The organism is Promineifilum sp. (SeqCode) (genome assembly GCF_041918635.1).
Taxonomy (GTDB): Bacteria; Chloroflexota; Anaerolineae; order Promineifilales; family Promineifilaceae; genus Promineifilum.
The window spans coordinates 1-6564 of sequence record NZ_JAYRVJ010000657.1 but is presented as its reverse complement, the minus strand read 5'-3'; the positions used below and the strand labels follow the sequence as shown (position 1 = coordinate 6564).

The 6564-nt window shown below is 67.4% G+C and carries 3 protein-coding genes and 1 pseudogene; all 4 read right to left on the bottom strand.

Features of this window, described 5'->3' with window-relative positions:
- Positions 1-719, bottom strand: a 719-nt coding sequence (locus tag ACE3UY_RS19280) for an NAD(P)-binding protein (protein WP_374689105.1), incomplete at its 3' end; no start/stop codon positions are given.
- Between the two features lie 57 nt (positions 720-776).
- Positions 777-4076: an AAA family ATPase gene (locus ACE3UY_RS19275; protein WP_374689104.1), complete on the bottom strand. Its 3300-nt coding sequence runs from the start codon at positions 4074-4076 to the stop codon at positions 777-779.
- A 137-nt stretch (positions 4077-4213) separates the two neighbouring features.
- Positions 4214-5890 (bottom strand): glutamine--tRNA ligase/YqeY domain fusion protein, encoded by a 1677-nt coding sequence (locus tag ACE3UY_RS19270; protein WP_374689103.1) that lies wholly within the window; start codon positions 5888-5890, stop codon positions 4214-4216.
- 110 nt (positions 5891-6000) lie between these two features.
- Positions 6001-6564, bottom strand: a pseudogene (locus ACE3UY_RS19265) (hypothetical protein); the annotation flags it as partial.

The following is a 6564-nucleotide window of genomic DNA, read 5'->3' as shown; positions in this document are numbered from 1 at the left end:
TCCACCATCGCCTGCACCCAGGATGACGCGCCCTTCTCGAAGCGCACCCAGCCGATGCCGGGCTCGGTGAAGCTGCCCAGCGGCGTCTTGACGAACGGAATGCGCATGAAGAGCGGGATGAGGTCGCTGAAGATCGTCTCCTTCATGAGCGCCGCGCCATAGCCGTTGATGATGCTCAGGTACGGCCACAGGAAGTAATCGACGAACAGGTCTTTGTTCTGGTAGGGGTGCGTCGGATTGGCGAAGTAGTCGGCAATGGGGCGCGTGGCCCAGTGCTCGGCCAGCGCCACTTCCAGGAAGTTCTGAAAGGTGCGGGCGTCGGCCTGGCCCATGTTGTAGAGGGCGTAGTTTTCCCCCTGCTGGTAGTCGGGGAAGTTACCCCAGTTCCACGGCTGGTCGTTCTGCCGCGGGTAGGCGCAGCTGATGGTCAGCGCGTCGTTCCAGAAGTAGGGCACGCGCTCCCGGAACTCGGGCCGCCGGATCATGTCGTAGACGTTGGGGTACATCATGGGGGCGATGTACTGCACGCCAAGGTCGATGGGGAACGTCTTGCCATTGTGTTGCACGGGCAAGGCCCAGGAGTGGCCGCCCAACTGGTGCTGGTTGTGGATCAGCGTGATCTCCCACGCCTGCCGCGCCTGCCGATCTTGCGCCAGGCTCCACGCCATCGCCGCGCCCGTCGCTCCGCCGCCTATGATACATACGCGCCGCTTACCCATGATGATCCTCCTGTTCGTTAATCGTTACTCGCTGGGAACCAACGACCGACGACCAACCTATGAAGTCTGCGGTTCCCCCTGTCCCAATTCGTTCATTAACTGCCGCGCCTCGCGCCAGTCGAGGGTGTCGTGCCCTTCGGGGATGGCCGCCAGCCGGGGCGAGATCGTCTCGCGCGCCTCGTCGGGCCGTCCGCAGGCGTGTAGCAGCCGCCCCAAGCCGACGGCGGCGCGCAAGGCCTGCATCCGGGAGCCATACGACTCGGCCGCCGCAACGGCCTCGCGATAGGCCGCCTCGGCCAGGGCGACATCCTCCGGCCCGCCGCGCCGCAAGAGCAAGTCGCCGCGGATGCGCCCCAGCTCGGGCCGGTACACCTGACCGCTACCGGCCGCCTCCAGCGCGTCATCCAGCCGCGCCAGCCCCTCATCGGCGTCGCCCGCCCGCCCGTGCGCCTCGGCCAGCAAGCCCAGATACCAGGCCAGCGCCGACCGTGTGCCCGCCGCGACGTAGGCAGAAATGGCCTGGCGCAGCCTCTCGGCCGCGGCTGGCGAATCATCCCGCTGGGCGATGGCCCAGGCCAGATAGATGCCGCCCCAGCCCAGGAAAGAGGCCAGGTTCTGCTCCCGCGACAACTGCAACATCGCCTCCGCTTCGCGTTCCACCCGCTCCGCGTCGCGTATCCAGAGGTAGAGATTGCAAGCTGCCAGTCGCGCCATCCCCTGGTCGGTGGAACTGAGGCTCTGCGCCAATTCCTGCTGCTCGGCCTGCAAGCGGCGCGCCTGGTCGACCAGCCCCAATTGCCACAGCGCCAGGCTGCCGTGCTGCAGGATGGCGATGCGCGGGTTGAACGGCGTCGCCCGGTGGTCGTCGTGCCGGTAATGGGCGTTCACCTGTGCCACGTGAAAGCCCACTTCCCGCGGGTCGTACTCGTAGCGGCTCATCCCCCGCGCCGTGTTGGCCCAGACCAGCATCAGCGGCATTTGCCACTTGTCGGCCAGCTTGAGCAGTTGGGCCGACAGAGCGGTGGCCGTCTCGCGCTCGTCGCGGCTGGCGGCGCTGGAGTACAGGCCGAACAGGGCGAAGAACGTGCCGGGGTCGTCGCCCAGCCGGTCGACCAGTTGGCCGGCGCGCGCGAAGGCCGCGCTCGATTCAACAGAGCCGAAGCCCTTTACGGCCTCCAGGATTTGACCGAGCGTGGCCTGCAACGTTAACTCGCGCTGGTCGCGCTGCGGGCTTTCGGGCAGTGTAAGGAGTAGTTCAATGGCTTTACGGATATGCTGCTCCGCTTCAGCAAACGCCGCCCGCTCGCTGGCCCGCGTGCCGGCCCCTTGCCACGCCTGGATGGCCGGCTCCACCTGATCCGCCTCGGTGTAATGATAGGCCAGAAGCTCCGGCCGGGCGGCGGCCGTCTCGGGGAATTGCCCGGCCAACGCCGCGGCGGTGGCCGCGTGCAGGTCGCGCCGGCGGGAGCGCAACAGCGAGTTGTAAGCGGCGTCGCGCACCAGGGCGTGCTTGAAGCGGTAGAGCGCGTCGGGCAACTCGCCCTCTGTGAAAAGGAGCTCGGCTGCCTCCAGTCGCGCCAGCGAGTCGTGCAACTCCTCCTCCGGCAAGCCCGCTACGCTCCGCAGCAGCGCGTAGCCGAACTCGCGCCCCAGGACGGCGCCCATCTGGGCCACCTCGCGCTCCGGCCCCAACTGATCCAGACGGGCCAACAGCAGGTCTTGCAGCGTGGAGGGAATCTGACGCAGGTCGATCGAACCGGCGCCGGTCTCGGCCACGGCCCGGGCCAGTTCCTCGACGAAGAGCGGCACACCGTCGGTGCGGGCCGCGAGCGCCTGGGAGGTCTCGGACGACAGCAGGAAGCGCGCCATCAGCGTCCCGATCATCGTTCGCACCTGGACGGGGTCGAGGCGGCGCAGATGAAGGTGCGTCACGTAGTGGTCCAGCGACCAAGCCGGGTGGAAGGTGGGCCGGGCGGTGAAGAGCAACAGCACCGGCTCCGACGCGACGGCCGCCACCAGCGCATTCATCACTTCCAACGTCGAGGGGTCTACCCAGTGCAGATCCTCGAGGACGTAGACGAGCGGCTGCTGGCGCGCCAGAGCGATCAGCCAGGCAGCCAGCGCGGCGATGGCCTTGCGGCGCTGCTGCTCCATCGAGAGGAGCAGCGGCGGGTAGTGCGCGGGCACGGGCAGCCCCAACAGAGGGGCGATCAGCGGCGTCGCCTCGTCCGCGTCCAGGCCGACGACGGCCAGGGCGTCTTCCAGGTCAGTCAGGCGCGTGGCGGCGGGCGTCTCCGGCGGCCAGGCAAACGCTTGCAGCAGCGTGTCGATGAGCGGGGCGAAGGGGGTATTTTCCTCATAGGGCGAACCGCCGCCCTCGATCCAGGTGTGAGGCGCGCCGCTCAGCCCCTGGCGAAACTCGTCCAGCAGGCGGGACTTGCCGATGCCGGCCTCGCCGGTAATGAGCACGACTTGTCCGCGCCCCTCCTGAGTCAGCCGCCACCGATCGGCCAGCACCCGGCGCTCCTCCTCGCGGCCGATGAAGGGTGTCAATCGCTCCGGCGCGACGGCCCGCAGCCGCCCACGCGCGCCGGTGGGCCGCAGCACGCGGAAGAGGCGCAGCGGCGCGCTGACACCTTTCAGTTCGTGCGCGCCCCGATCCTCGACGACGAAGAAGCCGGCCACCAGCCGGTGGGTCGCCTCGGAGATCAGCACCGTGTCGGGCGCGGCCATGCCCTGGATGCGGGCGGCCACATTGGGCGTCTCGCCGAAGACGTTCATGGCATCGCCCGTGCGGTCGCTGACCACGACCAGGCCGGTGTGGAGGCCGACGCGCACGCCCAGATGCAAGTGGTGCGCCTCCTCAAAATGCTGGTTGAGGTGCTCCATCTCGCTCAGGATGGCCAGGCCGGCGCGAACGGCCCGCTCGGCGTCCCCTTCGCGGGCCTTGGGATAGCCGAACAGGGCGATTAGCCCGTCCCCCTGCCATTGGGCGATGAAGCCGTCGAACTGCGCCACGGCGTCGTTGGCGATGCGGCGGTAATCCATGACCACGTCGTGGAACTCTTCCGGGTCAAGCCGGGCGGAGAGCGGCGTCGAACCGACCAGGTCGCAGAAGAGGACGGTCACCTGCCGGCGCTCGCCGCCGAAGACGCTGCCGGCCGTAGGCGCGTGCGGCGCGGGCGCATGGGGCGCGGCCGGCACGGCCGCCTCGCGGGGGTGGCCGCAGTGAGGGCAGAACCGCGCGCTATCGGGGAGTTGCTGGCCGCAGGCCGCGCAGGCAGTCAACGACGCGCCACAGTTCTGGCAAAACCGCGCGCCGCCGGCATTGAAAAAACCGCACTTCGGGCAGTGCATTCCTCTCTCCTGTTGTTGTCTACCGGTGGTGAGGGCCGCGATGCAACTGGCAGAAGTATAGCGGCTGTCTGGGAAAAGAGAAACCAAAGCCAGGGGCTAGGGAAGAGCGCTCTTCCCTGGCCCCTGGAACCTGGCCCCTAGCTTTGCTGCTTGGCCCAGGTGTCCTTCAGCGCCACGGTGCGATTGAAAACCAGCCGGTCGGGCCGCGTGTCAGGATCGACGACGAAGTAGCCATCGCGGATGAACTGGAAGGCGTCGCCCGGCGCGGCCGAGGCCAGGCTCGGCTCCACCATCCCGTCCACCACCCGCAACGAGTCAGGGTTCAGGTTGTTAAGGAAGTTGTCCTCCCCTTCCTCCGGGTTCTCCTTGGTGAACAGCCGGTCGTAGAGGCGCACCTCGGCCGGTAGGGCGTGCTCGCCCGACACCCAGTGGATAGTTCCCTTGACCTTGCGGCCTTCGGGCGCCAGACCGCCGCGCGTGGCCGGGTCGTGGATGGCGCGCAGTTCGACGATCCGGCCGCGCGCGTCCTTCATCACACCGGTGCAAACGATGCAGTAGGCGTTCATCAGCCGCACCTCCGTCTCCGGGGACAGCCGCTTGAAGCCCTTGACCGGCTCCTCCATGAAGTCGTCGCGCTCGATGTAGATCTCGCGCGAGAAAGGCACGAGGCGCGCCTCCGTCCGTTCGGCATCCTGCGGGTAGGAACGCACCTCGAACGACTCCTCCTGCCCCTTCGGGTAGCTCTCGATGACCACTTTGAGCGGGTCAAGGATAGCCATAACGCGCGGCGCGCGAGCGTTCAGGTCGTCGCGGATGGCGTGTTCCAGCAAGGCCACGTCGACGACGCTGTTCGCCTTGCTGACGCCGATCATGTCGGTGAAGGCGCGGATGGCCTCCGGCGTGTAGCCGCGGCGGCGCAGGCCGCGCAGCGTGGGCAGGCGCGGGTCGTCCCACCCGCTGACGTAGTCCTCCTGCACCAGCCGCAGCAGCTTGCGCTTGCTCATGACGGTGTAGTTCAGGTTCAGCCGGGCGAACTCGATCTGCCGCGAGCGGCGGATGCCCAGCGCCTCCTGGAACCAGTCGTAGAGGCGGCGGTTGTTCTCGAACTCCAGGGTGCAAATGGAGTGGGTGATGCCCTCGATGGAGTCCGACTGCCCGTGGGCCCAGTCGTAGGTGGGGTAGATGTGCCACGTATTGCCGGTGCGCGGGTGCTCGGCGTGCAGGATGCGGTACATGACCGGGTCGCGCAGGGTAATGAACGGCGAGGTCATGTCGATCTTGGCCCGCAGCACCCGCGCCCCTTCTGGAAACTCGCCGGCGCGCATGCGGCGGAAGAGGTCAAGGTTCTCTTCCACGGAGCGGTGGCGATGGGGGCTTTCCGTGCCCGGTTCGGTCAACGTGCCGCGGTAGGCGCGGATTTCATCGGCGCTCAGGTCGTCCACGTACGCCTTGCCGTCGCGGATGAGTTGCTCGGCCCACTGGTAGAGCTGCTCGAAGTAGTCGGAGGCGTGAAAGAGGCGGCCGTCCCACTCCGCGCCCAGCCAGCGCACGTCTTCCATGATGGCGTCGATGTACTCCTGCTCCTCCTTCTCCGGGTTGGTGTCGTCGAAGCGCAGGTTGAACTGCCCGTTGTAGTCGGCGGCCAGGCCGTAGTTGAGGTTGATCGACTTGGCATGGCCGATGTGGAGGTAGCCGTTCGGCTCCGGCGGGAAGCGCGTGCGGACTTCGCCGTTATACTTCCCGGTCTTGTTGTCCTCGTCGATGATCGTGCGAATGAAGTTCGAGCTCGATGGTGGTGTAGTCGTGTCGGTCATAGGTTTAGCCAGAGTTTTATATCCGCAGATTAGGCAGATTACGCAGATTTGGTTGGTCGTTGGTCGTTAGTCGCTGGTGACCAACGACCAACCAAATCTGCCAAATCTGCCTAATCTGCGGATGATACTTCTTCGTTCTCCAAAATAGCGATGACGTGATCGAGTCGGGTTAAGGCCCGGTCGCGGCCGAGGGCGACGATGGACTCGAAGACCGGCGGCGACACGTCCTGCCCGGTGATGCCCAGGCGCAGCACGCCCAGGAACGGGCCGGCCTTGCCGTTCAGCGTATGCGCCTCGCCGATGGCGGTCAGGGCGGCGCTGAGGGTGGCCGTGTCGAACGGTTGCGCGGCGGCCAGGCAGTCGCGGGCCGCCGCGTAGGCTTGTCGGGCGGCCTCGCGCGGCAGCTTGGCGTGGGTCAGCCGTCCGGCCGAGAGCGAGGTGGCCGGCTCATCCTCCCACAGGAAGCGCAGGAACTCCTCGGCGTCGGTCAGCCGCTTCAGCCGCACGCGCAGGGCGGGCATGACCGCCAGCAGCGATTCGGCGCTGACCTCGTGCCCCTGCCGGTCGAGGAACGGCTTCACCGCCCGCGCCAGATCGAGCGGCTCCATGTCCTGAATCCACTGGCCGTTCAGCCAGTCGAGCTTGTCATAGGGCAGGCGCGTGGGCGCGGGGCT